This is a genomic window from Castellaniella sp. UC4447_H14, assembly GCF_052978285.1.
This window is the reverse complement of the sequence record NZ_CM129666.1, coordinates 379,445-405,715: the sequence shown is the minus strand read 5'-3', so window position 1 is coordinate 405,715 and position 26,271 is coordinate 379,445. Positions and strand designations below refer to the sequence as shown.

Genomic DNA, 26,271 nt, shown 5'->3' with positions numbered 1-26,271 from the left:
GCAAAAAACGGCGTTTCCGCCGACCGACTTCGAGTTACCTGTGCCTACACTTCGAGTTACCTGTGCCTACAGTATGATCCTTCTACAATCTTTCGGGACCTCGGGGTAAAAGCACGATGAAAGGTATTGTTCTGGCGGGAGGTTCCGGGAGCCGGCTCTATCCGATCACGCGGGGCGTGTCCAAACAGCTTTTGCCCGTCTATAACAAGCCGATGATCTACTACCCTCTCTCGGTCCTGATGCTGGCGGGGATACGGGATATCCTGGTTATCTCTACCCCTGCGGATTCAGAGAATTTCCAGCGCCTTCTGGGCGGCGGCGCCGAATTCGGCATCCGGCTCTCCTACGCCGTTCAGCCCTCGCCGGACGGACTGGCGCAATCGTTTCTCATCGGTGAACGCTTCGTCGGGACCGATCGGGTGTGCCTGGTGCTGGGGGACAACATCTTCTATGGCCATGGCCTCAGCAATCTCCTGACTGTAGCTGCAAGCCGCACGTCCGGCGCAACCATCTTCGGCTATCGGGTCGCGGACCCTACCCGCTTCGGCGTCGTGGAATTCGACGAACGGCACCGTGCGATTTCGATTGTCGAAAAGCCGGCCCATGCAAAATCATCGTACGCGGTCACCGGGCTGTACTTCTATGACAACGACGTCCTGAGCATCGCCCGCGAGATCCGGCCTTCACCACGAGGCGAGCTGGAGATTACGGACGTCAACAATGCCTACCTGCGGCAAGGCCGCCTGAACGTGGAGCTGCTGGGCCGTGGCTACGCATGGCTGGACACGGGCACGCACGCGAGCCTGCTCGATGCCGGCGCCTACGTGCAGACGATAGAACAGAGACAGGGACAGAAGATCGCCTGCCTGGAAGAGATCGCATTTCGGAAAGGCTGGCTGGACGTGAATCAGCTCGTCGAAGCGGGCGCGCGCATGGCGAAGACCGACTACGGACAGTACCTGCTCGCACTGGCCGATGAAGGGGCCGCGAGATGAAGGTCACCGACACGGCGCTCCCCGGGGTACGCATCATTCGCCCGGACGTCCATGGCGACTCGCGCGGCTATTTTCTGGAAACGTTCCATGCCAGACGCTACCGCGAGGAAGCCGGCATTGACCAGTCTTTCGTACAGGACAATCTGTGCAGGTCAGCACGAGGGGTCCTCAGAGGCCTGCACTTCCAGCGCAAGCACGCTCAGGGAAAACTGATCCAGGTCATCGAAGGCGCGGTCTACGACGTGGCTGCCGACATCGACCCGCAGTCGCCCACCTTTGGCCGCTATGCCGCCATGGAACTCTCTGCGGAAAACCACCAACAGGTATGGATTCCGCCAGGCTACGCCCACGGATTCTGCGTGATCAGCGAGACTGCGATCCTCCATTACAAGTGCACGGATTTCTACGACCCGGCCGACGAAGGCGGTGTCGCATGGAACTGCCGCACGCTGGGTATCCCATGGCCGACCACGCAGCCGATTCTTTCGAAAAAGGATCGGTCGCACCCTACGCTGCGGGATCTCGCCCCTCACGCAGCCCCGGGCAGACGCCATGTGCCCTGACAAGCGGCGGCCAGTGACGAGTCGGCGTTCGCTGGACAACAGGCAGCGCGCACGGGCCACACGCGGCGGGAATCGGCGGCCTCGTCAGGGCTAAACTAGCCTCTTGACCAGAGCTCCCGCATCCATGACCACGCACGAAGAAATCCTCATCAACACCACCCCGTTCGAGACGCGCGTCGCACTGACGTCGCAGGGGGTCGTGCAGGAACTGCACATCGAACGAAGCATCCAGCGCGGATTCGTCGGCAACCTGTATCTGGGCCGAGTGGCGCGCGTGCTGCCTGGCATGCAAAGCGCATTCGTGGATATCGGCCTGGAACGGGCGGCATTCATCCATGTCGCCGATCTGCGGGAAAACCGCCATACCCGCGGCAGCGGCGAACACACGCCGGTCACGCCGATCGAGAAATTGCTGTTCGAAGGACAGCCGCTGCTGGTACAGGTGATCAAGGATCCGATCAACACCAAGGGCGCCCGCGTATCCACACACATCAGCATCGCCGGCCGCATGCTGGTGTATCTGCCGCACGAACCGCACATCGGCGTCTCACAGCGCATCGGCAGCGAAGCCGAGCGCGAGGCATTGCGTGACCGCGTGCAGGCGCTCAGACCCGACGGTGAACCCGGAGGCTTCATCGTGCGGACCCAGGCCGAGGACGCCAGCGACGAAGAACTGGCGGCCGATATCGGCTATCTGCGCACGCTCTGGAGCAACATCCAGGCGAGCGCCAAGCAAGCCGCCGTACCGTCCACCGTATACACGGACCTGACACTGTCGCAGCGGGTACTGCGTGACATGGTGACACCCGACATCCAGGCCATCCAGGTCGATTCGCGGGCCATGACTCATGAGCTCATCGAATGGGCCACGCACTACACGCCATCGGTAATGGACCGAATCGTCCACTACAGCGGCAACCGGCCACTGTTCGACACGGCCAACGTGGAAGAAGAAATCGCCCAGGCGCTGTCGCGGCGCGTGGAGCTCAAATCGGGCGGCTACTTGATCATCGATCAGACCGAGGCCCTGACCACCGTGGACGTCAATACGGGGGGCTATGTCGGCGGCCGAAGCTTTGACGACACGATTTTCAAGACGAACCTCGAGGCGGCAGTCGCGATCGCCCGCCAGCTAAGGCTGCGCAATCTGGGCGGCATCATCGTCCTCGATTTCATCGACATGGATGACGAAAACCACCAGGCCTCGGTCCTCGCGGAACTCAACAAGGCACTGTCCCATGATCGTACCCGCGTGACCGTGAGCGGCTTCAGTCAGCTGGGCCTGGTCGAAATGACGCGCAAACGAACCCGTGATTCACTGGCGCACCAGCTCTGCGAGCCCTGCCCTACCTGCCAGTCGCGCGGCACCGTGCGCACGCCGCGCACACTTTGCTATGAAATCCTGCGCGAGATTTTGCGCGAAGCGCGTCAGTTCGATCCCAAGGAATTCCGTATCGTGGCCTCCCAGGATGTGATCGACCTGTTTCTGGAAGAAGAGAGCCAGCACCTGGCGATGCTCGGCGACTTCGTGAAAAAGCCCATCTCGCTGACAGTCGAGGCCGGCTATACCCAGGAACAATACGATCTGGTGCTGCTCTGAAGCTCCGATGCAGCTCTGAAGCCCTGATGCTGCCCCGAAGCGCTTGCAGAGCCGGGACCTGTCGAGTCCCCTCGCCTCTCCGCGGGCGTCCCATCCTGCGTCGCACAGAAACCCGGGCTTAGAAGTTGATCTTGTTTTCCCAGCTATTGTCGATGCCGCAGGCGTCGGGCTTCATCATGGCAGTCAGCATTTCGCGCACTCGATCGAGCTGCCCGGCGTGATAGCTGTAGGCCTTGACATTGATGGACCGGTTCTGCAGCAAAGTGAGCGTCAGCACCACGGCTTTATCCCAGCCGGCCGCGGGCGTCGGACGATACACCACCCGCGCGTACGATGACTGGCGGGGATCCATCTCGAAGGTATAGGTCTGGTCACACACCGCCGCATGGCGGAACAGATTCTGTTGAACGGCCGGGAAATCGATCGGCAGGCGGCGGCGCTCGGTGACCTGATAGCGCGCGGACTCCAGCTCGTCGAGCGTCGGGCCGGCCGGCTGGCTGGCACAGGAACACAATACCGCCAGAGATGCCAGCGCAAGGATCGTCTTCATCGCGTACTCCGAAAAATCACTCTTCATCCTGAAACTGGAGACGGTACAGGGAGGCATACAAGCCGCCCCGAGCCAGCAATTCAGCGTGCCGGCCGGTCTCCACGATTCGGCCGGCATCCAGCACCACGATGCGATCGGCCTTCTGGACCGTACTCAGGCGATGCGCGATGACCAGTGTGGTCCGCCCCGCCATCAATCGTTCCAGCGAGGCCTGCACCTGCCGCTCGGCCTCATTGTCCAACGCCGAAGTCGCCTCATCCAGAATCAGGATCGGGGCGTCCTTGATGAGGGCGCGGGCAATGGCCAGACGCTGGCGTTGCCCCCCCGACAGCGAACGGGCATTGCTGCCGACCTGGGTGTCCAGGCCATCCGGGAGGCTGTCGACGAAATCCAGCAAGCTGGCCGCTTCCAGCGCCGCGCGGATGCGGTCCCGCGGGACGTCGCCCTGCGCCCCATACGCCACGTTCTCGGCAATGGTGCCTTCGAACATGACGACATCCTGACTGACCAGGGACAATTGCGACCGCAGACTGCGCAAGCGCAATTCACGCACGTCGATGTCGTCGATCAGGACCTGCCCCGACGTGGGATCGATGAAGCGCGGCAGCATGTTGACCAAGGTGGTCTTGCCGCTCCCCGAACGCCCCACCAGCGCGACAGTCTGACCCGCCTCCGCCACCAGGTCGACCGACTCCAGAGTATTGCGCGCCGCATCGGCAAAAGCGTGTGTCACCTCGTGGAACTCGACCCGTCCGCGCAGGCGCTCCTGGATTTCGCGGGTCCCGGTGTCGGATTCCGGTGGCTCGTCGACCAGCGCGAACACACTCTCAGCCGAGATCAGCATTCGCTGGGTGGAGCCCGCGATATTCGTCAGGCGCTTGAGAGGATCGAAGATCTGCCCCAACGCGGCCATGAAGGCGGCAAAGCTCCCCACGGTCAGGCCTTGGTGATTAGCCTGATAGAGCGCGACGGCCACGACGATGGCTACCGACAGCGCGACAAAGAACTGCGAGATGGGCGACATGGCCGAATCGGCGCTGGCGGCACGCATCGCGAAACGGCGCAGGCGTGCGTTGACGTAGCCAAAGCGTTCCCGCTCGCGCCCATAACCATCGAAGAGCTTGATGACCCGCTGACCCGAGATGCCCTCCGAGACGACACGGGTGAGTTCCGCATTCATGTTGATGGTGTCGCGATTGATGCGGCGCAACCGGCGCACGAAGTAGCGCCCCGTCAACACCGACAGCGGCAGCATGATGAGCACGATGAGCGTCAGTTGCCAGGACATGTACAGCAACACCGCCAGCAGCGCGACAACCGTCAGGGATTCCCGCACCAGCACGCGGATCACCTCGGTGGACAGCCCGCTCACATTGCCGGCATCGATCGTGAAGCGGTTCAAGAGGCGGCCGCGGTCCCGTGTGCGGAACGTTTCGTCCGACATGCCCAGCAAGCGCTCGAACATCTCCCGCCGCAACCCCAGCAGCATGTTGTTCGCCACCCAGGACATCAGATATGTCCCCCCGAAGGTGCACACGCCGCGCAGCAGCATGAGCGCCACCACCGCAAGAGGGATGGACCAGACATACGAAGGCTTCGCGCCCGTGAAACCTTCGTCCAGCAACGGCTTCATGATGACGGCCAGCAAAGGCTGCGTGGCCGAGGCAACGCTCAGCAGCACCAGCGCGAGCACACCGACTTTCCAGTCCTTTCCCAGCCTCCTGTAGATTTGCCGCCACAGCTCGAGCCGTACGGGGCGACTGTCCACTGGCGGGTCGGTAGGGGTCGTCAAGAACACACTCTCTTATATACTTGTGAATGTCGCATTTTAGCCTGCCGGCTCGACCGCCTGCCCGGCAATACCCATCGGAGCTGCAGATTGATCCGGACACCCAGCCAAGCCATCTATGTCCGTCTGCCCAATTGGGTAGGCGACGTCTGCATGAGCCTGCCGGGTCTGGACGCCCTGATCGCCACCGGGCAGCCCGTTGTCGCTTGCGCCCGCGAGTGGGCCCGGGACCTTCTGGCGGCCTATCCGCTGTCCGGATTCGTGCCCATGGGTGGCGGATGGCGCGCGGATCGTGCTGCTGTCCACGGCGCGCGCCGCGGGGCGCGCCACCGGCATGCCCGCGGTCTGCTGCTGCCCGACTCGCTCTCCAGCGCGCTGGTTTTCCGCTTTGCCGGACTGCCCTGCGCGGGTTACCGCGACGATGGGCGCAGCCCCCTGCTGCGCTGGCCCTGCACCAAGCCGCGCGAGCCGCTGCACGCGGTACAGTCCTGGTTTCACCTGACACGCTTTGCCCTGGCGCAGTGGCGGATGGCCCCGCCCGCTGCGGATCTCGGCCCCGACCTGAACTGGCACGCAGCCGCCACGCATGAGGCGCAGGCCGAACAGGCGCTGGCCCTGGCCGGCCTGACCACCGGGCGCTTCGCGCTGATCGCCCCGACCGCGACAGGCCTGCACCACGGCCGCGTGAAGGTATGGGGAGGCTTTGACAGTCTGGCGCGATCATTGCAAACTCACGGTTTTGCCGTGGCCATGGCGCCCCCCCCGGCTGAACGAGTCGCAGCTCAGGTGGCCGCACCCACGGCACAGTTGCTGGAGCCGCTCGGACTGGGCGCCTTTGCCGCGCTCACACGGCACGCCGCTGTAGTCATTTGCAACGATTCCGGTGTGTCTCATCTGGCCGCTGCGGCTGGCGCGCGCCAGATCACACTTTTCGGGGTCACATGCCCTAGCCGTACCGGCCCATGGTCCAATCGCGCACTGCGCCTGGGGCAAATGAACGCCTGGCCGCGCGAGCCGGAAGTCCTGGCGGCCGCTCTCGATCTTCTTCAAAATCCGCCCGCTGCATGAGCATCACCGAATTTCTCGCCAATCTGGTCATCCCGCTGAACCTGTCCATCACGCTGCTGGTGGTCGCCGCATTGCTGTTCGTCCTGCGTTGGCGCAAGATTGCGGGGTTCCTGGCCGCGGTGGCGGTCGCCTGGACCGTTTTCTGGTCGCTGCCGACCACGTCACTGTGGGCGGGCGGCATGCTGGAGCAACGCTATCCCCATAAGGCAGCGATGTCGTTGCCCGCCGAGCAGGCGATGGTGGTGCTGGGCGGCAATACGCTAGGCGGCCGACGCAACTGGTTCGAGCCCTACAACAGCAAGACGGCCATTCTGCGCACCGACACGGCAGCGCACCTCTACGAGGCCGGCCGCGCGCCACTCATCATCGTCTCGGGGGCCGCGCAAGACGGTGGCCGCAGCGAAGCGACGGTCATGGCCTCGGCGCTGGAACGTGCCGGCGTGCCGGCCGGTGCCATCGTGCAGGAAAATCACAGCCTGACCACGCACCAGAATGCGGTCTACACGGCCCAGATCCTGCGCGCGCGCGGGATCCAGAAATTCCTGCTGGTGACGTCCGCGCTGCACATGCCACGCGCCATGGCGAGCTTCCAGAGACAGGGCCTGTCTCCCGTTGCGGCATCTTCGCCGCCGCAGATCGTCGTGCCCGACCAGCCGGACTTTTCATTCTGGCTGCCGGATCTGCGCACGCTGAACGCCAGCCGGTCCATCGTGAAGGAATACTTGGGCATGCTGGTCTACTGGGTCCGGGGCTGGGCCTGAGGGCTCCTGGCTGGTGGGTCCGCCAAGCCGCCCCAAAACTGCGGACACTTCCGCGGATGGGCCATCAGGTTGCGGACCGGCTCGCCCGTTCGGCCAGAATCACGCGGTACAGCTCCGTGAACTGACGGGCGACGTGGGGCCATGAATGCTGTTCCAGCACGCCCTGCGCCCCTAAGTGCAGGCGCTCCCGCAGTGCTGAATCGGCACGTAGCGCCTGGACGGACTGTGCCAGTTCATCGGCCTGCTCGGGATGCGAGAGCACGAGGGCGCTGATGCCCGGCTCCACGTACTGTGCAAAGCCGCACCAGGGCGCCGGGCTCAGGATCACGGGCAGTCCGAAAGACATGGCTTCCAGGGGCGCCATGCCAAAACTGTCGTTCAGGGTCGGATGCAGGAAGATGTCTGCCGCACGATAGTAAGGCTCCACCCGTGAAGTCTCCGCCACCAGGTGCACGCGCGCCGCAACAGCCTCGGGGGCGCGCGCCACGCACTCGCGTGCCGCCCGGTTCGTGCCCACGACCAGCAGATGCACGTCATCGGGCAACCGCTCCAGCGCGCGCAGTACGGTGGGCAGGCCCTTGCGCATGGGATTGCGAGCCACCATCAGGCAGAGCGTTGCCGAATCGGGCAGGCCCAATTCCGCCCTTAGATCATGCCGGATACTGCCATCGGCCGGCAGTGCCATCGCCACGCCGGGGGCGATGACGGGCCAGGACGCGGGATCGGCATCATACGCCTGGCCCAACTGGTGGGCAATGAGCTGGGAGACCGCCACGACACGGTGGCCGGGCCGAACGGCGATGCGGCGCGCTTCCAGTGCGAGATAGGTCCGCACGCGAGGGCTGAGGCATGAGAGCCAGCGCCGCAATGCCGGCATGGCGCGCACCCGCCAGCGATAGCGCACCGGCGTGACATGCACGACTTCCACATCGCCGCACCAGCCGTTCATATGAGAGTGAACGATGTCGAAGCGCCCGCGCGTGGCGCGGACCGCCCGCCGGGCGAAAAGCCACACCCGGATCCAGCTGGGCCAACGGCTGCCCACCGCAATCCGCTCATAGGGAAGCTGCAGGTCGCACGCCGGATCGTACTCCCGGGCAAAGACAGTGATGTGGTGACCGGCAGCGGCCAGTTCGCGCATGAGGGCCACCCCATAGGCTTCCGCACCCCCAAATCGCGAACCGAGACGGTCCACGACAAAGGCGATGGAAAGCGGACTCTCAGCCATGGTCCGCCACAGCCTCGGTGCGACGCCTGCGGCGGTCTTCGAGCGCCGTGAGGGTCTTCTGCAGAAAGCGCAGCAGGTGCGCGGAGCGTGCCACGAAGATGCGCGGCAGGCCCATGATGTCGTCGTCCGCCCGCACCAGGCCGCGCTCGGTGGTGGTGGCGTTGCTGTAGCCGGCCTCGCGCACCACCTGCCTCAAGGCAGGCGACTCCCCGCCATAGGGATAGCAGAACGACTCGACCGGCGCACCCAGGATCTGTTCCAGCGCCTGCCTGGAATCACGAATTTCGTTGGCTGCGAGCTCGGGCGACAACGTCGGCAGGAATGGATGATTGAGCGTGTGGGAACCCACCTCATGGCCCGCCTTGGACCATGCGCGCAATTCGTTCACGGACATCAGATCGGAATGCGGAACCCCTTCGCGATAGTCCCATACGTTGCCGCCTCCGAGCTGCCGCACCACGAAATAATTGGTGGCCGTGAAATCGACATCCGCCAGCACCGGCAGTGCGTTCTCCAGGACATTGCGATAGCCATCGTCGAAGGTGATGCCCACGACCTTGCCATGCCGCTCGCCCCGCACATAGGGCAGGAGCTCACGCATCGACAAGCCGCGATATCCCAGACGGCGCAACCAGGTCATCTGACTGCGGAATTTCGCCGGATGCACCGTCAAGCCCCTGTATGGCGTGCCTCTGGATGCCGGCTCGCCGATCTGGTGATACATCAGAATAGGAATCATGCGCAAATTATAGGGGAGCATGGCGGGTGCGCCTATCTTCCCGCCGCAGCATCCCGCCCGCTGCGCCCGAGGGGTCAGGCCTTGCGACCCAACCAGAAGAGCTTCGCGTACCGGTAGAAGCTGCCCGTGGCCGCCATCCCAGCCAGAATCAGACCCTGCCAACCATCCAGGAAACCCCGTCGCAATACATAATGGCGGACGAAGGTCCAGAGCCCGTGACCGAAGGGACCCAGGACCGTCGTGCGGCGTCCCCGGGCATGGGCCTTCAACGCCGCATCGGTGGAGTAGCGATTGATCTTGTCGATGAAGAGTTCCAGACTGGCATAGGGGTAATGCAGCAGATGACCCCGAAGGGTCGCCACCCGGCCATCGAGATCCACGTGCTCATGCACGACATCGTCGGAAAACCGGCCCGACTCCCGGCGAAACAGCCGCAAGACATGATCGGGCCACCAGCCGCTGTGCCGCATCCAGCGGCCACAGAAGTTGGACAGCCGCGCCACCCGGTAGCCGTCAGCCGCGGGATCCGCCAGAACCCGCTGGATTTCCTCGGCCAGTTCGGGCGGCACGCGCTCGTCGGCATCCAGGGAAAGCACCCAGTCTCCTGTCGCCAGATCCAGCGCGCGGTTCTTCTGCAGGCCAAAGCCCGGCCATTCGGCATTCACCTCGACGCGAGCGCCCAAGGCGCGCGCCAGCTCGCGGGTCGCGTCCGTGCTACCCGAGTCCAGCACGATGATTTCATCGGCAAAGGCCACCGAATCCAGGCAATCCACGATATGCGCTGCCTCGTTTTTGGTGATGATGACGACGGACAGGCTCATGAGGCGTCTCCGAAGCCGCGCTGCCACAGCCATTCCCGATACGCGGACTCCAGGTCCTCCGCCATGGTCGCGGGGCTGAAGCGTCCGCCCTCGCAGCAGAACGCCCGGCCCGCCGCTCCCATGCGCTCCCGCAAACCGGCGTCCAGAACGAACGTGTGGATCGCCTCACGCAGCCCCGATATGTCTCCCACCGGGACCAGCACGCCACTGCGCCCGGCGTCCACCATCTCCGGCACTCCTCCTACCCGGGTACCGACGACAGGAACTCCGCAGGCGCCCGCTTCGGCAAAGACCATGCCGGCAGCCTCCATGTGGGTGGCCAGCGCAAATACGTCAAAATCCGGCATGAGGCGCACCACGTCCGAACGTGCGCCCAGCAAATGCACGCGCGACCCCAGGCCATGGCTTGTGACGAGCGTCGAGATCTGTTCGAACCCGGGCGAGCCGCCGCCCACCAGGACCAGATGAACGGCCGGCAGATCCTGCAGCAGCGGCTCCATCGCCTCGATCAGATCGCGGTGCCCCTTTTCCGCTCGCATCACGGCGACGCATCCGACCACAATGTCGTCCGGCGCCAACCCCAGTTCCGCACGCAACGCCCCAGTCCGCACCGCGGCGCAATAGCCAGCCTGGATACAGGGATACACGACACGAACATGCGCAGGGTCCACACCCTTGGCCAACAACAGGCCGCGCACGAATTCGCTGCTGGTGCATACCCGATGTGGCACGCCGGTATAAGACAGCAGTGAACCCACGCGCTTGGCCAGATGCCGGGTCCGCACAATGAGCGGCGTGCCTGCCAGGCGTCCCGCCACGCCAGCCAGCAGCGTGTCGCGGCGGCTGTTCGTGTTGAGCACGTCAAAGCCGCCACGCCGCAGCAGCGACCGGAGGCGCACAACGCCACGGACGTAGTTGACGGGGCCATCCGTATACAGCGTGTGGACGGTGAACCCGGCATCCCTCAGCCGGTGCGCAAGCTGCGCATGCGGTTGGCAAACGGCTTCCAGATGATGTCCCCGGTCGCGCATGGCGCCCATCATGCGGAAAATGTACTGTTCCTGGCCTCCGAACCCCGTGGCCGCCTCGGTCTGCAGGATGCGCAGCGGTTTCATGGCCGCAAGCGCCGGTATTTAAAGCGAAAATGAAGATTGTGCGCCAGGCGCCGCACCTGGTCGAGCGCCTTGAACGATTCCCGGCGCAGTCGGTCGCGCAACGGCATGGGAGCCGGCGCGTCGGCACCCGCGATGTCCGATGCCGAATCGTTGTCATGCGTCACGCAATGGGGCCGAGCCTGGATGCTTTCCACGCCATGATCGTAGAAGCGGCACATCGCGTCATCGACCGGATAGATCCACGTCCGGCTGTAGTGCAGCAGGGCCCGCGCACCCTCCGGGCTGATCAGGTAGGCCACTGTCCTGTAGTGGGTCTTGAGTTTCTTGTACAGCTCGAACGGCCCGATGCGCCCCACGGCCAGCGCAGGATCGCTCCCCGGCTTGTCATTGTCGTGCAGCCACACAAGCGGCCACAGGGCCGCCATGTCGCGAGCCTGCGGAAGCAGCGCCGGGAAAGTGTCCAGCACAATGGCGTCGTCCTCGATCACCACCAACGGCTCGGTCTGCGCCGCACATTCTTCCCACAGAAGATAGTGGCTTGCGTAACACCCTAGCTGGGAAGGCTTCAAGTCCCGCTTCGGCCCCTTCACCCGGGCCCGGGCGACCGGATCATAGTGGCCGAACAGCGGATGAGGCGGTCGCGTCCGGCCGTCCACCGCCTCGAAAAAGGTATAGCCATCGATTCCGAGTCTGTCGAACTGCGCGGCAATCTGCTCGCGCCGGTCAGCGCGCGCCGCCAGATTGATGACGCGAATGGCGATGGGTTTCATCCGTAGAAGATCTCCACATTCTCGCGGGCCAGCCATTCGCGCGCGCCCGCGATCAGCGCCTCATCCATCCGTACGCGCCAGTCGTCACCCAGCCGCAGCAGGCAGGAATAACCGCTCTGCGCCATCCGCAGCTCCACTGGAACCCCTGAGTCCTGCGAACGCCAGGGGGTCAGCAATGACTGCAGCCGTTGCAGATCGGGCTGGGCAGGCATCTTCAAGCGCAGACTGCGCGCCCGCGTCTCGCGGATGCGCTGCAGGTCGTACAAGTCTTCAGCAGACACCCGCAGGCCCCCGGAATAATCATCATGGCTCACACGCCCCTGGATGACCAGCAACCGGTCTTCCTTCAAGCCGTGCCGATACCGCTCGTAGAGCTCGTTGAAAATGGCGACCTCGATCTGGGCGGAGCCATCGTCTAGCAGCGCATACAGCATCTTGCCGCGGCGAGTCATTTTCGGACGCACCGCGGCCAGCACGCCGGCGAGCCATTGCGTGCCCTTCGAGGGCGCCAGGCGCGACAGCGGCGTGGGCGCCACACGGCGGACTTCGTCGCGCCAGGCATCGAACAGATGACCACTGAAATAGAATCCCAGCGCAGTCTTTTCTTCCGTCAGCCGGGTTTCCAGATCCCAGGGCTCGACGCCGGCCAGTTCGCCCGCCACCAGCTCATCGGCATTGTCATCGAATAGCGAGGCCTGATTGGCGTCCCGGGCCGCCTGGTCGGCAGCCTCGATAGCGCTGCCCAGCGTTTCGAGCAGGGCGGCACGATTGGGCACCAGGCTGTCGAAGGCGCCCGCGCGGATGAGCGCCTCGACGGTGCGCCGGTTGACGGTGTGCCGATCCACACGCGCGCAAAAATCGAACAGGCTGGCATAGGGACCGCCGGCGGTTCGCGCCGCCACGATGGCATCCACGGCCGCATGGCCCGTGCCCTTCACGCCGCCCAGCCCGTAACGGATGGTGCGCGGAGGCTCGCCGCGCGCGGTGTAGTCATCGGCCACCGGCGCGAAGCGGTAACCGGAAGCGTTCACATCCGGCGGCAGCACCGCCACCCCATTGTCCAGCGCATCACGCCAGAACACCTGGATCTTGTCTGTGTCGTCCATGTCGGAAAGCATGGTCGCCGCCAGGAATTCGGCCGGATGGTAGACCTTCAGCCATGCGGTCTGATACGAGATCAGCGCATAGGCGGCCGAATGGCTCTTGTTGAACCCGTAGCCGGCGAACTTCTCCATCAGGTCGAACAGGTGGGCGGCCAGATCCGCGTCATAGCCCTTTTTGACCGCGCCTTCCTGAAAGATCACGCGGTGCTTGGCCATTGCCTCGGGTTTCTTCTTGCCCATGGCGCGCCGCAGCAAATCTGCACCGCCCAGAGAATAACCGCCGATGATCTGGGAAATCAGCATCACCTGTTCCTGGTAAACGATGACGCCGTAGGTGCTTTTCAGCACAGGCTCCAGGTCCGGGTGGAAATAGTCGACCTTGGCACGGCCGTGCTTGCGGTTGACGAAGTCCACCACCATGCCGGATTCCAGCGGCCCGGGACGAAACAGGGCCAACAAGGCGATCAGATCCTCGAACACGTTGGGCTGCATGCTTTTCAGCAGCTCCTTCATGCCCCGCCCTTCAAGCTGGAAGACGGCCGTCGTGTTGGCCGAGCACAGCAGTTCATAGGTGCCCGCGTCGTCCAGCGGCAGGCTCATCAAATCGAAATCGCGCTTGCCGGGGTTGAACTCGCGCACATAGCGTTCGGCCCAATCCAGAATGGTGAGGTTGCGCAACCCCAGGAAGTCGAACTTCACCAATCCAGCGTCTTCCACGTCGCCCTTGTCGTACTGCGACACGACGCTGGATTCGCTCCCCGGCTGGCAGTAGAGCGGCGTGTAGTCGGTCAGCTTTCCCCGCGCGATGATCACGCCCCCGGCGTGCATGCCGATATTGCGCGTCAGGCCCTCCAGCGGCCGGGCCAAGTCGATCAGGGCGTGGATTTCCTCGTCGGTGTCGTAGCGCTCCTTGAAGGCCGGCTCATTCTCGAGCGTACGGTCCAGCGACCAGGGATCCACCGGATTGAACGGGATCATCTTGGAGAGGTTGTCGCAGACGCTATAGGGCATCTCCAGCACCCGCCCCACGTCGCGCACGACGGCCTTCGCGCCCAGCGTACCGAAGGTCGCGATCTGGCTCACGGCGTCACGGCCATACTTTTCCTTGACGTATTCGATGACCCGCTCGCGATTGTCCTGGCAGAAATCCACGTCGAAGTCGGGCATCGAGACGCGTTCGGGATTCAGAAATCGCTCGAACAGCAGGTCGTAGCGCAGCGGGTCCAGATCCGTGATCCCGAGACTGAATGCCACCAGCGAACCGGCGCCCGAGCCCCGGCCCGGCCCGACCGGCACGCCATGGCTCTTGCCCCAGTTGATGAAGTCCTGCACGATCAGGAAGTAGCCCGGAAAACCCATGCCCACGATCACCTGGCATTCGCGATCCAGCCGCTCCTGATAGGTGGGCATCTGGCGCGCGCGCTCCTGTGCATCGGGATAGAGCTGCGCCATGCGCCGCACCAGACCCTCGTTGGCGAGCTTCACCATGTAGTCGTCCAGCGAGACACCATCCGGCGTCGGGAATAGCGGCAGCTGCGGGTGTCCCAGCGACAGCGTCAGGTTGCAGCGGCGCGCGATCTGTACGGTATTGGCAATCGCCGACGGCACGTCGGCAAAGCGGCGCGCCATCTCGGCGCTGTCGGGCATGTACTGTTCCGCGGTGAACCGCCGCACCCGCCTGGGGTTACCCAGAAGTTCGCCCTCGGCAATGCAGACTCGCGCCTCGTGCGCCCGAAAATCGCCGGGGGCGATGAACTGGATCGGATGCGTCGCCACCACCGGCAACCCGCAGTCGGCGGCCAGGCGCAGCGCGGCCTGCACATAGGATTCATCCTGCTCGAAGCCGGCACGCTGCAATTCGATGAAGAAACTGCCCGGGAAGTCCGCGGACCACTGGCTTGCAAGCTGCCGGGCATCGTCGGTGCGTCCGGCTTCGAGGGCGTAGCCCACATCCCCCATGCGTCCGCCCGACAGCACGATCAGGCCGCGCCTGCCGTTCAACCATTCCCGCTGGAGCTCGGCCTTGTCCAGATGAACGTTCTCGATCCAGGCGCGGGTCAGCAGCTCGCACAGTTCCAGATAGGAATCGTGGCCCGTGGCCAGCAGCAGGACGCGAAACGGCTTGTCGGGGTCCGCTGGATTCTGCAACCACGCATCGCAACCGGCGATCGGCTTGATGCCGGCCTTGCGTGCCGCCTTGTAGAACTTGATCCACCCGAACAGGTTGGCCAGATCGGTGATGGCCATGGCCGGCTGGCCAAAGTCATTCGCGCGCTGGATCAGATCGGGAATGCGGGCGATGCTGTCCACGACGGAGAATTCCGAGTGGCTGCGCAAATGCACGAACAAGGGAGATCGGGGGGTCATCGTCATGCCGCGATTGTACCGATGCACTAGCGCGGCAGGGTCGACCAGGCCTTCTGCAGGCGCTTGACCGACACCGGAAACGGGGTGCGGAGGGTCTGCGCAAACAACGCCACGCGCAGTTCCTCGAGCTGCCAGCGAAAGGCCTGCAACCGGGCATCCGGCGCTCCTTTGCGCTGCGCCACGGCGCGCTGCCAGGGAACCGACAAGGCCGAGACATCCGCCATCAACCGCGCATCACGAGCGGGGTCCTGCCGCAACTTCTCGATGCGCATCTGCGCCGCCTTCAGGTAACGTGGTACGTGCTTGAGGTGCTCGGCCGGGGTGTCGCGCACGAACCATTTTCCCACCAGCGCCCCCAGCTGCTGAGCGATGTCACCCGCGGCGTCCGGCCAGGGTCTGGCCTGCGGGAGCTTCTTCTGCAGGGCCGCGCGCTCGGTCAGGATGCCCGCCGCCAGCCGCGCCAGTTCCTGGGCCAGCAGGCTCAGCCGCGCACGACCCTCCTGACAGCGCTGCTCGAAGCCGGCATTGTCCTCGGGCCAGGGGTCGGCCAGGCAGGCCTGGTCAAGAGCTGCATCGATGATCTGAGCGCGCAGCTCCGGTTGGGTGCCCAGGTCCATGTACAGCATGGCCGTACGGGTCAAATCCGGCAAATTCTTTTCCAGATACCGCACCTGTTCGCGCAAGGCCAGACAAAACAGGCGTCGCAATCCAACGGCGTGGACTCGCCGCGCCTCCTGGGGGTCGTCGAACACATCCAGGTCGCAGGCGTCGCCCCGGTCGCGCAACGCCGGGAAGCCCACCAGGGATTGGCCGCCACGACGGATCTCGAGCAGCTCGGGAAGGCGCCCGAAAGTCCAGCCGGTCAGCCCTTCGTGGTCCAGCACGCGCGCAGCCTCCCGGTCGTGCGCCGCGAGCTTCTGAAAGGACGCCTGGGCCTGGCGCCCGTGCTCAGCGCGCAGTTGGTCCAGATTGCGGCCGCCCGACAGCATGCGTCCATGCTCGTCCACGATCTTGAAGTTCATGGACAGGTGGGCCGGCAGCGTTTCCAGCTTGAAATCGGCGGGCTGCACACGCACCCCGCAATGCTCCTGGATATCTTGGGCGAGCGCAGCGAGCAGGCTCATGCCGGGGTCGGCCGCACGTTCGAACCAGCGCTCGTGAAACCCGGCGGCATAGTCCGGCAACGGGACGCACGCCCGGCGTAACTTCTGCGGCAGGGATTTCAGCAGCAGATGGACCTTTTCCTTCAACATGCCGGGCACCAGCCATTCACAACGCGCCGCATCGATCTGATTCAGGGCGAACAAAGGAACGGTGAGCGTCATGCCGTCGCGCAGCGAACCGGGCTCGAAGTGGTAGTCCACCGCCAGTTCCGTGCCGCCCCATACCAACTGGCGCGGGAATACATCCGTCGTCACTCCGGCGGCATCGTGCCGCATCAGATCGTCACGGGAAAGCTTCAGGCGCGCACTGGCCGCCGCATCCAGCGTGCCATACCAAGCCTCCAGCGTCGCCGTCTGGCAGACGTCGGCCGGAAGCTGCTGATCATAGAAGGCGTAGATCAGTGCGTCATCGACCAGGATGTCGGGCCTGCGGCTTTGATGCTCCAGCCGCTCGATGGAAGCAATCAACCGCCGATTGTGCGCCACGAATGGCAATCGGGTTTCGATATCGCCGGGCACCAGCGCATCCCGGATGAAGATTTCGCGCGCCGCCGCCGGGTCCACCCGGCCGTAGTGCACGCGCCGCCCCGTGTAGACTGGAAGCCCATGGACCGTACCGCGCTCGTTGGCCACGACTTGGCCGGCTTTCTTTTCCCACCGCGGATCGGACCAGGCCCGGCGCAACAGATGAGCCCCCGCGCGCTCCACCCAGGTGGGCTCGATCTGCGCCACACAACGGGCGTACAGCCGCGTGGTTTCCACCAGTTCAGCCGCCAGGACCCAGCGTCCTGCCTTCTTCTGCAGCGGCGACCCGGGGTGGATGGCGAAACGGATGTCCCGGGCTCCCTGATACAGATTGCCGTTCTCCGTTTTCATCCCGATGTTGCCCAGCAGGCCCGCCAGCAAGGCCAGATGGATCTGCTCGCGCGTGGCTGGGGTCTGGTTCAGACGCCAGCCCTGCTCGCGCGCCAGCGTCAGCAGTTGCACATGCGTGTCATGCCATTCGCGCAGCCGCACCGGCGACAGAAACTTGGCGCGCAACTGGTCTACCAGCTTGCGCTGCGACGCCTTGTGGGTGACCTGCTCCTGGTACCAGCTCCAGAGCTTCAACCAGGCCAGGAATTCCGACTGCTTGTCGTTGAACTGAGCATGGGCGTTGTCGGCCGCCTCGCGCGCCTGCATGGGCCGTTCGCGCGGATCCTGGATCGACAGCGCGGAAGCGATCACCAGGATCTCGGTCAGGCACTGCTGCTCGTGTGCGGCGAAGATCATGCGCGCAATCCGCGGGTCGACCGGCAGTCGCGACAGGGAACGCCCCACCGGCGTGAGATGGTTGTGCTCATCGAGCGCACCCAGCTCCTGCAGCAATTGGTAGCCGTCGGCGATGGCCCGCCCCGTTGGGGGCTCGACAAAGGGGAACGCCTCGATGTCATCCAGGCGCAAGGCCTTCATGCGCAAGATGACCGAGGCCAGCGAGGAACGCAGGATTTCCGGATCGGTAAAGGCGGGCCGCTGCTTGAAATCGTCTTCCCCGTACAGGCGCACGCAGACGCCGGGGCCCAGCCTTCCGCAGCGGCCTGCGCGCTGATTGGCCGAGGCCTGACTGATGGGCTCGATGTGGAGCTGCTCGACCTTGCTGCGCCAGGAATAGCGTTTGACGCGTGCCAGGCCGCTGTCCACCACGTAGCGGATTCCCGGCACCGTCAGCGAGGTTTCCGCAACGTTGGTGGCCAGGACGATGCGACGGAAATTGCCGCGCGGATGAAAGATCTGTTCCTGCTCGGCGCGCGACAGCCGGGCATACAGGGGCAGCACCAGCGCCCCCGTGGGATGGCGCTTGCGTAGCGCTTCCGCGCATTCGCGGATCTCGCGCTCACCCGGCAAAAAGACCAGGACATCGCCCGTGCCGTGGCGGGCACACTCGTCCACCCCGTCCACGACCGCATCCACCAGGTCGCGCTCTTCGTCGCCGCGATCGACCGCCGGATCGGCTCCCCCAGCGACGGGCTCCTGCAACACCGGGCGATAACGTAATTCGACGGGATACAGGCGGCCGGACACCTGAATCACGGGGGCCGGCTGGCCTCCGGAGCCAAAATGGCGCGCAAAACGGTCTGCATCGATCGTGGCCGACGTGATGACGAGCTTCAGGTCCCGGCGGCGCACCAGCAAGCGCTTCAGGAATCCCAGTAGAAAATCGATGTTCAGGCTGCGCTCATGTGCCTCGTCGATGATGAGTGTGTCATACCGGCGCAACAGCGGGTCGCGTTGGGTTTCTGCCAGCAGAATCCCGTCGGTCATGAGCTTGATCGCCGTTGACGGCCCGGCCCGTTCGCTGAAACGGATCTGGTATCCGACCCAGTCGCCCAGCTCCGTGTGCAATTCCTCGGCCACCCGTTGGGCCACCGACGTCGCCGCCAGCCGGCGCGGCTGCGTATGCCCGATCATGCCGGCTCGGCCGCGTCCCAGCTCCAGGCAGATCTTGGGCAACTGGGTGGTCTTGCCGGATCCCGTCTCGCCACAAACGATCACCACCGGATGCGCCGCAATAGCACGGGCAATCTCCTGGCGGCAGGCGCTGACAGGCAGTTCCTCGGGGTAACTGATGGGCGGCAACGGTCTGTCCCGGGCACCCGCGGGTATGGCCGTCCGGCGGGATTCAGGCTGTGGCGTCTGCAACAAAGCGGCAAATTCCTGCTTGAATTGGAAAATTGGAGAGAATCGATCATTATAATTTCGGAGTCGCGCAAATCCCATTGCCCTGCCCGCCATGAGCTCCGAAGAGACCGATACCTATTCCGCACAGGATGCCCCAGAGTTCGCGCCCGCACAGTTCGTGCGCTGGTTCCGCGAGGTGGCGCCCTATGTGCACGATTTTCGTGGCAAGACCTTCGTCGTCGCCTTCGGCGGTGAACTCATTCAGGATGGCGGACTCGAAGACCTGGTCGCCGACCTGTCGCTGCTCTCAGCCCTTGGCATCAAACTGGTGCTGGTGCACGGCTCGCGCCCGCAGGTGAACGAACAATTGCGCCTGAAAGGCTACGTCACGCAGCAGTTCGGGCGTGGCACGGAACCGACCAGCGCCGAAGCGCTGGAGTGCGCGAAGGAAGCAGCCGGCGAGATCCGGCTCGACATCGAGGCCGCATTCAGCCAGGGCCTGCCGAATACGCCCATGTCCCATGCGAAGATCCGCGTCATATCCGGCAATTTCGTCACCGCGCGCCCCGTGGGAGTCATTGACGGCGTGGACTACAAGCGCGCCGGGACGGTCCGCAAGCTGGACGTGGATGCCATGCACAGCATCATCAGCCAAGGCGCCATCGTGCTGCTCTCGCCACTTGGCTTCTCGCCCACCGGAGAGGCCTTCAATCTGGCCATGGAGGACCTGGCGACCAACGCCGCGGTGGCGCTGCGCGCGGAGAAGCTCATTTTCCTGACGCAGAACAAGACAGTCACCGAGACAGACGGCTCCGTCGACACGGAACTCGCCCGCGACGACGCCGATGAACTGCTGGCGCAACACATATTGGACGAGGATACTTCGGCCTTCCTGGGCCACGCCTCGCTTGCAGTCAAGCGTGGCGTGGCCCGCGCGCATCTGGTGCCCTACACGCTGGATGGCAGCATCCTGCTGGAGATCTTCACCCACGACGGTGTGGGAACCATGGTGGTGGAAGACACGCTGGAGGATCTGCGTCCGGCGATGGCCGATGATGTCGGTGCCATCGTGCAGCTCATCGAACCACTGGAAGCCGACGGCACGCTGGTACCACGCGGGCGGGCGGTCATCGAGCGCGAGGTGGAAAAATTCACCGTGCTCGAGCATGACGGGGTGATCTACGGCTGCGTGTCGGTGATTCCCTATCCGAACGAGGGCATGGCGGAGATGGCCTGCCTCATCGTGCACCCGGAATGGCAAGGCGTGGGCGACGGCGAAAAGCTGCTGCGCCATGCCGAGGCCAGCGCTCGAGCGCTGGGCGCGCGGCGGCTCTTCGTGCTGACGACCCGGACCTCCCACTGGTTCCTGAAGCGCGGCTTCGTACAGGGCGGGATCTCCGATCTGCCGCACGAAAAGGCCGCGCACTACAATCGATCTCGCAACAGCCTGGTCTTCATCAAGCGGCTATGAAAATTCTGATCACGGGGGGCGCGGGTTTCATCGGCTCAGCGCTCATCCGGCATCTGATCGCGCACACGAATCACAGCGTGGTGAACGTGGATGCGCTCACCTACGCCGGCAATCTGGAATCGCTGGCACCCGTGCTGCACGATCCGCGCCACGCATTCGAGCAGGTCGACATCCGCGACGGCGCGGCGCTGGCGCGCGTCTTTGCCCACCACCAGCCGCACGCCGTCATGCATCTGGCGGCGGAATCCCATGTGGATCGCTCCATCGACGGCCCCGCACCTTTCATCCAGACCAACGTGGTGGGGACATGGACGCTGCTGGAAGCGACGCGCCAGTACTGGCTGTCCCTGGATGCCTCCGGCAAAAAGCATTTCCGCTTCCACCACGTCTCCACCGACGAGGTGTACGGCGATCTGGACGACACCACGGACCTCTTCACCGAGACCACGCCGTACGCCCCCAGTTCGCCCTATTCCGCCACCAAGGCGGCCTCCGATCATCTGGTCCGCGCCTGGCACCGCACCTACGGCTTGCCCACGCTGATCACGAACTGTTCCAACAATTACGGGCCCTATCACTTCCCGGAAAAGCTGATCCCGCTGATGATACTCAACGCGCTGGACGGCCGGTCGCTGCCGGTTTACGGGGCAGGCCACCAGATACGCGACTGGCTCTACGTCGAGGACCACGCGCGTGCCCTGCAGCGGGTTCTCGAGGCTGGCAGCCCAGGGGAGACCTACAACATCGGCGGACACAACGAGCAGCGCAACATCGACGTGGTCCTGGCGATCTGCGATCTGCTCGAAGAATTGGCGCCTGACCATCCGCCCGGCGTCGAGCATTTCGCGGACCTCGTCACCCATGTGGCGGACCGCCCGGGACACGACAAACGCTACGCGATCGACGCCGGGAAAATCAGCCGCGAGCTGGGGTGGACACCGCGAGAAACCTTCGCCAGTGGACTGCGCAAGACCGTGCAATGGTATCTGGAGCACCGCGACTGGTGCGAGCGGGTACAGGACGGCAGCTACCGCCGTGAGCGGCTGGGCCTGGACGATTCGTCCAACGGCCTCTCCCCCAACAAAGCTCCACAACCATGACACCCTCACGCCGGCCCCGAATTCTGGTCACCGGCGCCCAGGGTCAGCTCGGCCACGCGCTGCGGGCGCTGGCGCCGCACGCCGACGCGGATTTCAGGTTCACGTCGCGGGCCGAACTGGACGTCACACAGGAAAGCGCCATCAGCCGCTGGCTGGACGCGCACGCCATCGACAGCCTGATCAATGCGGCCGCCTACACCGCCGTGGATCGCGCATCGTCGCAGCCTGACCAGGCCATGGCGGTGAACGCTCGGGCGCCGGTACTGCTGGCGCACGCCTGTGCCGACCGGGGAATCCGGCTCTTTCATGTATCCACAGACTACGTGTTCGACGGTGCCCGCGATCGCCCCTATCGGGAAGACGACGCCACTGCGCCGCTGAACACCTACGGCCGCAGCAAACAGGCGGGAGAACGGGGCGTCCTGAGCGCCTGCCCGGCGGCGGTCATCGTGCGCACCAGCTGGGTCTTCAGCGCACGGGGCGCGAATTTCGTGCGCACGGTGCTGCGGCTCGCACAGGATCACCCCGTGCTACGAGTGGTAGCGGACCAGACCGGCGGTCCGACCTGGACGGGGCACCTGGCGGCCGTGTTGCGAGACCTGGCGGTACGGCCGGCCACTGAAGTCCCCGGCGGGCTCTATCATTTCAGCGGACAGCCCTGGGTGAGCTGGTACGAATTCGCGCAGGAGATCTTCGCGCGGGCCCATGCGCTCGGCCTGGTGGTGCGGATCCCCACACTGCAGGCCATTGCTTCGACCGAATGGGCGAACGCGGAGCCGAGGCCCGCCAACAGCCGGCTCGATTGCGGCAAGCTGGCAGCACTGCTGGGGCCGCTGGAGCGGGATTGGCGCTCCGGTCTGGGACGGGTACTGGCCGACCCGGAGTTTCGGCGGGGACTGCACGGCTGAGCGGTCCGCGCAGGGCCGCGATGTTTCAGCCGCGCGGTTCCGGCGGCTCGCCGCGCGCCATACGTTCGGTGTTTGATACCCCCATGTGGCGCACGTCGTCACCGCGAACCATGTAGATGACGCGCTCCGCCATGTTCTTGGCATGATCACCGATGCGCTCCAGCGCCCGCGCGATGAAAATCAGGTCGATGGAATGCGAAATCGTGCGCGGATCCTCGATCATGTAGGTGATCATGTGGCGCAGCGAGGCCTTCCATTCCTTGTCCACGTCCTTGTCGCTGCGCACGACCTCGGCAGCCGCCACCGGGTCCTCGCGCGCAAACGCATCCAGAGCCGCGCGGATCATGCTCGCCACGGCATCGGCCATGTGATGCAATTCGACGACCGGTTCATAGGAAGAATCTTCCTCGTGCAGTCGGCGGGCGACCTTGGCAATCTTTTCGGCCTCGTCACCGCACCGCTCCATGTCCGTGAGCATCTTCGAAATCGACAACAACAGGCGCAGGTCGACAGCCGTAGGCTGATTGCGTGCGATCAACTGCCCGATGCGCTCGTCGATGTCCACCTCGAACTGGTTTACCTGGCGTTCGTGCTCGCGCACGCGATCTACGAGCTGGAGCTCGCCCTCGGACAGGGCCCGGCTGCCGTCGAGCACCATGGATTCCACCAGGCCGCCCATCTGCAGGAACATCGATCGTGTCGTTTCCAGCTCGGCGTGAAATTGTTTGTTGGTGTGTTCGAGCATGATCGACCTCCTTATCTTCCTGCGGATGCATCCAGACGATCGCAAAGGGTAGCACCGTGCCACCCGCTTGTGAAGAACAGCATAGCAGGCCCATGTGACCGGCTCATGACAGCCACAGCCGTCCGCGGCAACGGCGGCCCGTCCGGAGTCAGTCCTGGAGTTCCAGCCGAGAGACACCGTCCTGGCCCGCCACCAATGCCACGTGCGCCCCCGAGATGGCAAACAAACCGCAGCACACCACCCCCGGGATATTGTTGAGCACCGCCTCGAACTCCGCAGGGTGATCGTAGTGCAAGCCCGCCACATCCAGGATCTGGTTACCGTTGTCCGTCGTGAAATCCGCCCGCAGCCGGGGCTGACCGCCCAGCGAACGGATCTGTCGGGCAACCGCCTCGCGAGCCAGCGGGATGACCTCGACCGGCAACGGAAAGCGCCCCAGTTGCCGCACGAGCTTGGATTCATCGACGATGCAGACGAACCGGTCGGCGACCGAAGCCACGATCTTCTCGCGAGTGAGTGCTCCGCCGCCGCCCTTCACCATGTTCAGTTCGTGATCGATCTCGTCGGCGCCGTCCACGTACAAGGCCAGGCTGGCGACCTCGTTCAGATCCAGCACCCGGATGCCGGCCGCCTGTAGCCGCTGCGTGCTGCGTTCGGAGCTGGACACCGCTGCGGCAAAATCCCCGCGATGGGCGGCCAGCAGATCGATGAACCGATCCACTGTGGAACCTGTCCCCACACCCAGGATGCTGTCGGGCTGGAGCTGCGGCCGCACATAATCAAGGGCGGCCTGCGCGACCTGCTGTTTGAGTTGGTCCTGGGTGAGCATGGGAGATATCCGGTCAGAAGCGGGACAGGTATTGTAATGTCCAGGCCGTGCGAAACACGGTCAACCGAAACACGCAACAGGGGAGTCTCACACGACGCAGCCTGTCGCACCGGTGGAATAGAGTGAGGGACGTTCCCTGATCAGGGCACTGAGCGCTGCCGACCTCATGAGCCACCACGAAAAAGCAGCTTGCGCAGACCGAAGAATGGCTGCATGATCACCCGCTTCAGGATTGGTGGCTGCGCTGACACCAACGGTGAAGCAAGTCAGCCATCAGAAAACCGGCCTGCTGGAAGCCGCCATCGAACAGAATGTCCGCAACAATGTAGCGGCGCTGACCGCGCAGTCGGACATCCTCCGAAAAGCGCACGAGGCTGGCTCCCTGCGGATCGTGGGCGGCATCTACCGACTCGCGACCGGAAAGGTGGATTTTCTGGCTCAAGACCGCGCCAATTCGTTCCACCACGCCTCTCCGCGCGCCCCAGCGACCTTCACCAGGGACCGCCGGAGGCGCAGCAGGTTTTCCTGACGCGCGCGGGCTGAAACCGGACCCACCCGCGCGCGGTCGAAGTCGATGATCCAGACGCGATCCCGATCGTCGAACAAGATATTGAAAGCATTCAGGTCAGCGTGCCAGACCTCTGCATCATGCAGGGCAGCGATGGCCCAGGCGACCTTGGCGGGATCGGCGCGATCCAGCCGGCTCGGCAGGGCCTGTGCCCCCGCGATCCGTGCGACCAGAATGGCGTTTCGGTACATCAGGCCGGCCCGCCACCAGGCCGCACCCAGCGGCTCGGGAACCCGGACACCGGCATCACGCAGGTACCCCAGAACTCGCAATTCCGCAATGGCGCGTACTCGGGCCTGCCCCAGCCAAAGATAGGACTCACGGCCGAATCGAGCCCGCAGACCACCGCGCCGATAGTGGCGCAGCACGGCAGGCCCATGGACCCCATCGACGAACCAGGCCGCCTGACGGCCGCCCTCGCCCACCGGGATCGCACCCGGCCTTCCTGGATCGAACCAGCTCTCTCCGGCGGCAGCCGCCAGCCGCTCTGGCACACACAGGGCGCCCCCCAGGAAGTCCTGTCTCACCCAGCCATTAGGAATGCCCTGCGCGCCGGACGGCGCGGACACCGGATTCATGCGGTCCCCCTCAGGAGCAGCAAACTCATGATGATCAGCAGCATGCAGGCAAAAATCAGCTTCAACCGCGCTTCCGGCAGGGCATAAGCCAGACGCACGCCGTAGGGCACGCACAGCAGGCTGCCGATGGCCAGCGGAATGCCGACCAGGCCGTGCGCCTGGCCATGCGCCGCATAGGTCGCCAGCGCGACCACCGTACCCGGCACGATCATGGTCAGCGCCAGGGCCTGCGCCGAGGTCTGGCGCAGGCGAAAGCACGTCGTCAGGAACGGTACGGAAAGCACCGAGCCTCCCACGCCGAAGATCCCCCCGGTCAGCCCCGCCAGGATGCCGATCAGGAAATACCAGCCCCGGTGCGTCTGGAAGACTTCGCGGTAGCCTCCGGTCGGCGCGGAGCGCGCGCGCCGGCCCAGGCTCTCACGGAAATAGAAGAGTGCAATGAGAAACACGAAACCGGCATAGACGCGGCGCAACAACCATGGATCCAGGCCCAGTGCGATCTTTGCCCCCACCCAGGTGAAGAAAACGGAGCCGGCCGCCCCCGCTGCCGCCGACCGCCAGTCGATGGGCGAGCGCTGATGATATTTGCGTACCGTGAGCAGCACCGCCGGCAATACCATCACGAGCGCCGTGCCCTGGGCCGCCTGCTGAGGATAGCCCAGTACCAGGCCCAGCAACGGAATCGCGATCAGGCCGCCGCCAATCCCTACGACACCGCCTGAAAAGCCGATCGCGCCGCCCACGGCGAGGCAAGCCGAAACGAACCACAGGCTGGCCACCAT

General features: G+C 64.6%; 22 protein-coding genes. 9 read left to right on the top strand and 13 right to left on the bottom strand.

Features of this window, described 5'->3' with window-relative positions:
• Positions 1–116: 116 nt before the first annotated feature.
• The 3 genes from rfbA (at position 117) to rng (ending at position 3,158) form a co-directional block, all read left to right on the top strand.
• On the top strand, positions 117–995 hold the full coding sequence (rfbA, locus tag ACVCMJ_RS01865; protein WP_447079770.1) for a glucose-1-phosphate thymidylyltransferase RfbA: 879 nt from the start codon (positions 117–119) through the stop codon (positions 993–995).
• Entirely contained in the window at positions 992–1,558 is a 567-nt protein-coding gene (rfbC, locus tag ACVCMJ_RS01860; protein ID WP_447079769.1) for a dTDP-4-dehydrorhamnose 3,5-epimerase, read from the top strand. Before rfbA ends, rfbC begins: the two co-directional genes overlap by 4 nt.
• A 124-nt stretch (positions 1,559–1,682) precedes the next feature.
• Positions 1,683–3,158 carry a ribonuclease G gene (gene rng / locus ACVCMJ_RS01855; protein WP_447079768.1) on the top strand — a complete coding sequence of 492 codons (1,476 nt, stop codon included), beginning with the start codon at positions 1,683–1,685 and terminating at the stop codon, positions 3,156–3,158.
• A 118-nt stretch (positions 3,159–3,276) separates the two neighbouring features.
• On the opposite strand, the gene ACVCMJ_RS01850 is transcribed toward rng, so the two are convergent.
• Together ACVCMJ_RS01850 and msbA are read right to left on the bottom strand one after the other, a co-directional pair.
• The gene (locus ACVCMJ_RS01850; protein WP_447079767.1) at positions 3,277–3,708 is read right to left on the bottom strand and encodes a hypothetical protein; all 432 of its coding nucleotides are present in this window, start codon (positions 3,706–3,708) and stop codon (positions 3,277–3,279) included.
• 16 nt (positions 3,709–3,724) lie between these two features.
• Positions 3,725–5,500, bottom strand: coding sequence for a lipid A export permease/ATP-binding protein MsbA (msbA, locus tag ACVCMJ_RS01845; protein WP_447079766.1), 1,776 nt, complete (start codon positions 5,498–5,500; stop codon positions 3,725–3,727).
• A 150-nt stretch (positions 5,501–5,650) separates the two neighbouring features.
• On the opposite strand from msbA, the gene ACVCMJ_RS01840 reads away from it, so the two are divergent.
• Together ACVCMJ_RS01840 and ACVCMJ_RS01835 are read left to right on the top strand one after the other, a co-directional pair.
• Positions 5,651–6,565 carry a glycosyltransferase family 9 protein gene (locus ACVCMJ_RS01840; protein WP_447082640.1) on the top strand — a complete coding sequence of 305 codons (915 nt, stop codon included), beginning with the start codon at positions 5,651–5,653 and terminating at the stop codon, positions 6,563–6,565.
• A complete protein-coding gene (locus ACVCMJ_RS01835; protein ID WP_447079765.1) occupies positions 6,562–7,326 on the top strand; it encodes a YdcF family protein in 765 nt (254 codons plus the stop codon). Before ACVCMJ_RS01840 ends, ACVCMJ_RS01835 begins: the two co-directional genes overlap by 4 nt.
• Positions 7,327–7,390: 64 nt before the next feature.
• On the opposite strand, the gene ACVCMJ_RS01830 is transcribed toward ACVCMJ_RS01835, so the two are convergent.
• From ACVCMJ_RS01830 to hrpA, 7 genes are all read right to left on the bottom strand, one after another.
• Positions 7,391–8,554, bottom strand: a complete 1,164-nt coding sequence (locus ACVCMJ_RS01830) for a glycosyltransferase family 4 protein (protein WP_447079764.1) — start codon at positions 8,552–8,554, stop codon at positions 7,391–7,393.
• A complete protein-coding gene (locus tag ACVCMJ_RS01825) occupies positions 8,547–9,293 on the bottom strand; it encodes a polysaccharide deacetylase family protein (protein ID WP_447079763.1) in 747 nt (248 codons plus the stop codon). Before ACVCMJ_RS01825 ends, ACVCMJ_RS01830 begins: the two co-directional genes overlap by 8 nt.
• Positions 9,294–9,367: 74 nt before the next feature.
• The gene (locus ACVCMJ_RS01820) at positions 9,368–10,114 is read right to left on the bottom strand and encodes a glycosyltransferase family 2 protein (RefSeq protein WP_447079762.1); all 747 of its coding nucleotides are present in this window, start codon (positions 10,112–10,114) and stop codon (positions 9,368–9,370) included.
• Positions 10,111–11,229: a glycosyltransferase family 4 protein gene (locus ACVCMJ_RS01815; RefSeq protein WP_447079761.1), complete on the bottom strand. Its 1,119-nt coding sequence runs from the start codon at positions 11,227–11,229 to the stop codon at positions 10,111–10,113. The genes ACVCMJ_RS01820 and ACVCMJ_RS01815 overlap by 4 nt, the downstream gene beginning before the upstream one ends.
• The gene (locus ACVCMJ_RS01810; RefSeq protein WP_447079760.1) at positions 11,226–11,999 is read right to left on the bottom strand and encodes a glycosyltransferase family 25 protein; all 774 of its coding nucleotides are present in this window, start codon (positions 11,997–11,999) and stop codon (positions 11,226–11,228) included. Before ACVCMJ_RS01810 ends, ACVCMJ_RS01815 begins: the two co-directional genes overlap by 4 nt.
• Positions 11,996–15,475: a DNA polymerase III subunit alpha gene (gene dnaE, locus ACVCMJ_RS01805; RefSeq protein ID WP_447079759.1), complete on the bottom strand. Its 3,480-nt coding sequence runs from the start codon at positions 15,473–15,475 to the stop codon at positions 11,996–11,998. The genes ACVCMJ_RS01810 and dnaE overlap by 4 nt, the downstream gene beginning before the upstream one ends.
• A gap of 20 nt (positions 15,476–15,495) precedes the next feature.
• A complete protein-coding gene (hrpA, locus tag ACVCMJ_RS01800; protein ID WP_447079758.1) occupies positions 15,496–19,314 on the bottom strand; it encodes an ATP-dependent RNA helicase HrpA in 3,819 nt (1,272 codons plus the stop codon).
• Positions 19,315–19,402: 88 nt separating this feature from the next.
• Between hrpA and argA the strand changes: the two genes are divergently transcribed.
• The 3 genes from argA to rfbD are packed head-to-tail and all read left to right on the top strand — an operon-like array spanning position 19,403 to position 22,769.
• Positions 19,403–20,761 carry an amino-acid N-acetyltransferase gene (gene argA / locus ACVCMJ_RS01795; protein WP_447079757.1) on the top strand — a complete coding sequence of 453 codons (1,359 nt, stop codon included), beginning with the start codon at positions 19,403–19,405 and terminating at the stop codon, positions 20,759–20,761.
• Entirely contained in the window at positions 20,758–21,861 is a 1,104-nt protein-coding gene (gene rfbB / locus ACVCMJ_RS01790; RefSeq protein WP_447079756.1) for a dTDP-glucose 4,6-dehydratase, read from the top strand. Before argA ends, rfbB begins: the two co-directional genes overlap by 4 nt.
• Positions 21,858–22,769 (top strand): dTDP-4-dehydrorhamnose reductase, encoded by a 912-nt coding sequence (rfbD, locus tag ACVCMJ_RS01785; protein ID WP_447079755.1) that lies wholly within the window; start codon positions 21,858–21,860, stop codon positions 22,767–22,769. Before rfbB ends, rfbD begins: the two co-directional genes overlap by 4 nt.
• 25 nt (positions 22,770–22,794) lie before the next feature.
• On the opposite strand, the gene phoU is transcribed toward rfbD, so the two are convergent.
• Positions 22,795–23,514 carry a phosphate signaling complex protein PhoU gene (gene phoU / locus ACVCMJ_RS01780; protein ID WP_447079754.1) on the bottom strand — a complete coding sequence of 240 codons (720 nt, stop codon included), beginning with the start codon at positions 23,512–23,514 and terminating at the stop codon, positions 22,795–22,797.
• Positions 23,515–23,662: 148 nt separating this feature from the next.
• Complete coding sequence (rpiA, locus tag ACVCMJ_RS01775; protein ID WP_447079753.1) at positions 23,663–24,343, bottom strand: ribose-5-phosphate isomerase RpiA; 681 nt, start codon at positions 24,341–24,343, stop codon at positions 23,663–23,665.
• A 235-nt stretch (positions 24,344–24,578) separates the two neighbouring features.
• Between rpiA and ACVCMJ_RS01770 the strand changes: the two genes are divergently transcribed.
• Entirely contained in the window at positions 24,579–24,872 is a 294-nt protein-coding gene (locus ACVCMJ_RS01770) for a carbonic anhydrase (RefSeq protein ID WP_447079752.1), read from the top strand.
• Here the strand turns inward: ACVCMJ_RS01770 and ACVCMJ_RS01765 are convergent.
• Positions 24,782–25,489: a 3-deoxy-D-manno-octulosonic acid kinase gene (locus ACVCMJ_RS01765; RefSeq protein ID WP_447079751.1), complete on the bottom strand. Its 708-nt coding sequence runs from the start codon at positions 25,487–25,489 to the stop codon at positions 24,782–24,784. The genes ACVCMJ_RS01770 and ACVCMJ_RS01765 overlap by 91 nt on opposite strands.
• Positions 25,486–26,271, bottom strand: coding sequence for a sulfite exporter TauE/SafE family protein (locus ACVCMJ_RS01760; RefSeq protein WP_447079750.1), 786 nt, complete (start codon positions 26,269–26,271; stop codon positions 25,486–25,488). Before ACVCMJ_RS01760 ends, ACVCMJ_RS01765 begins: the two co-directional genes overlap by 4 nt.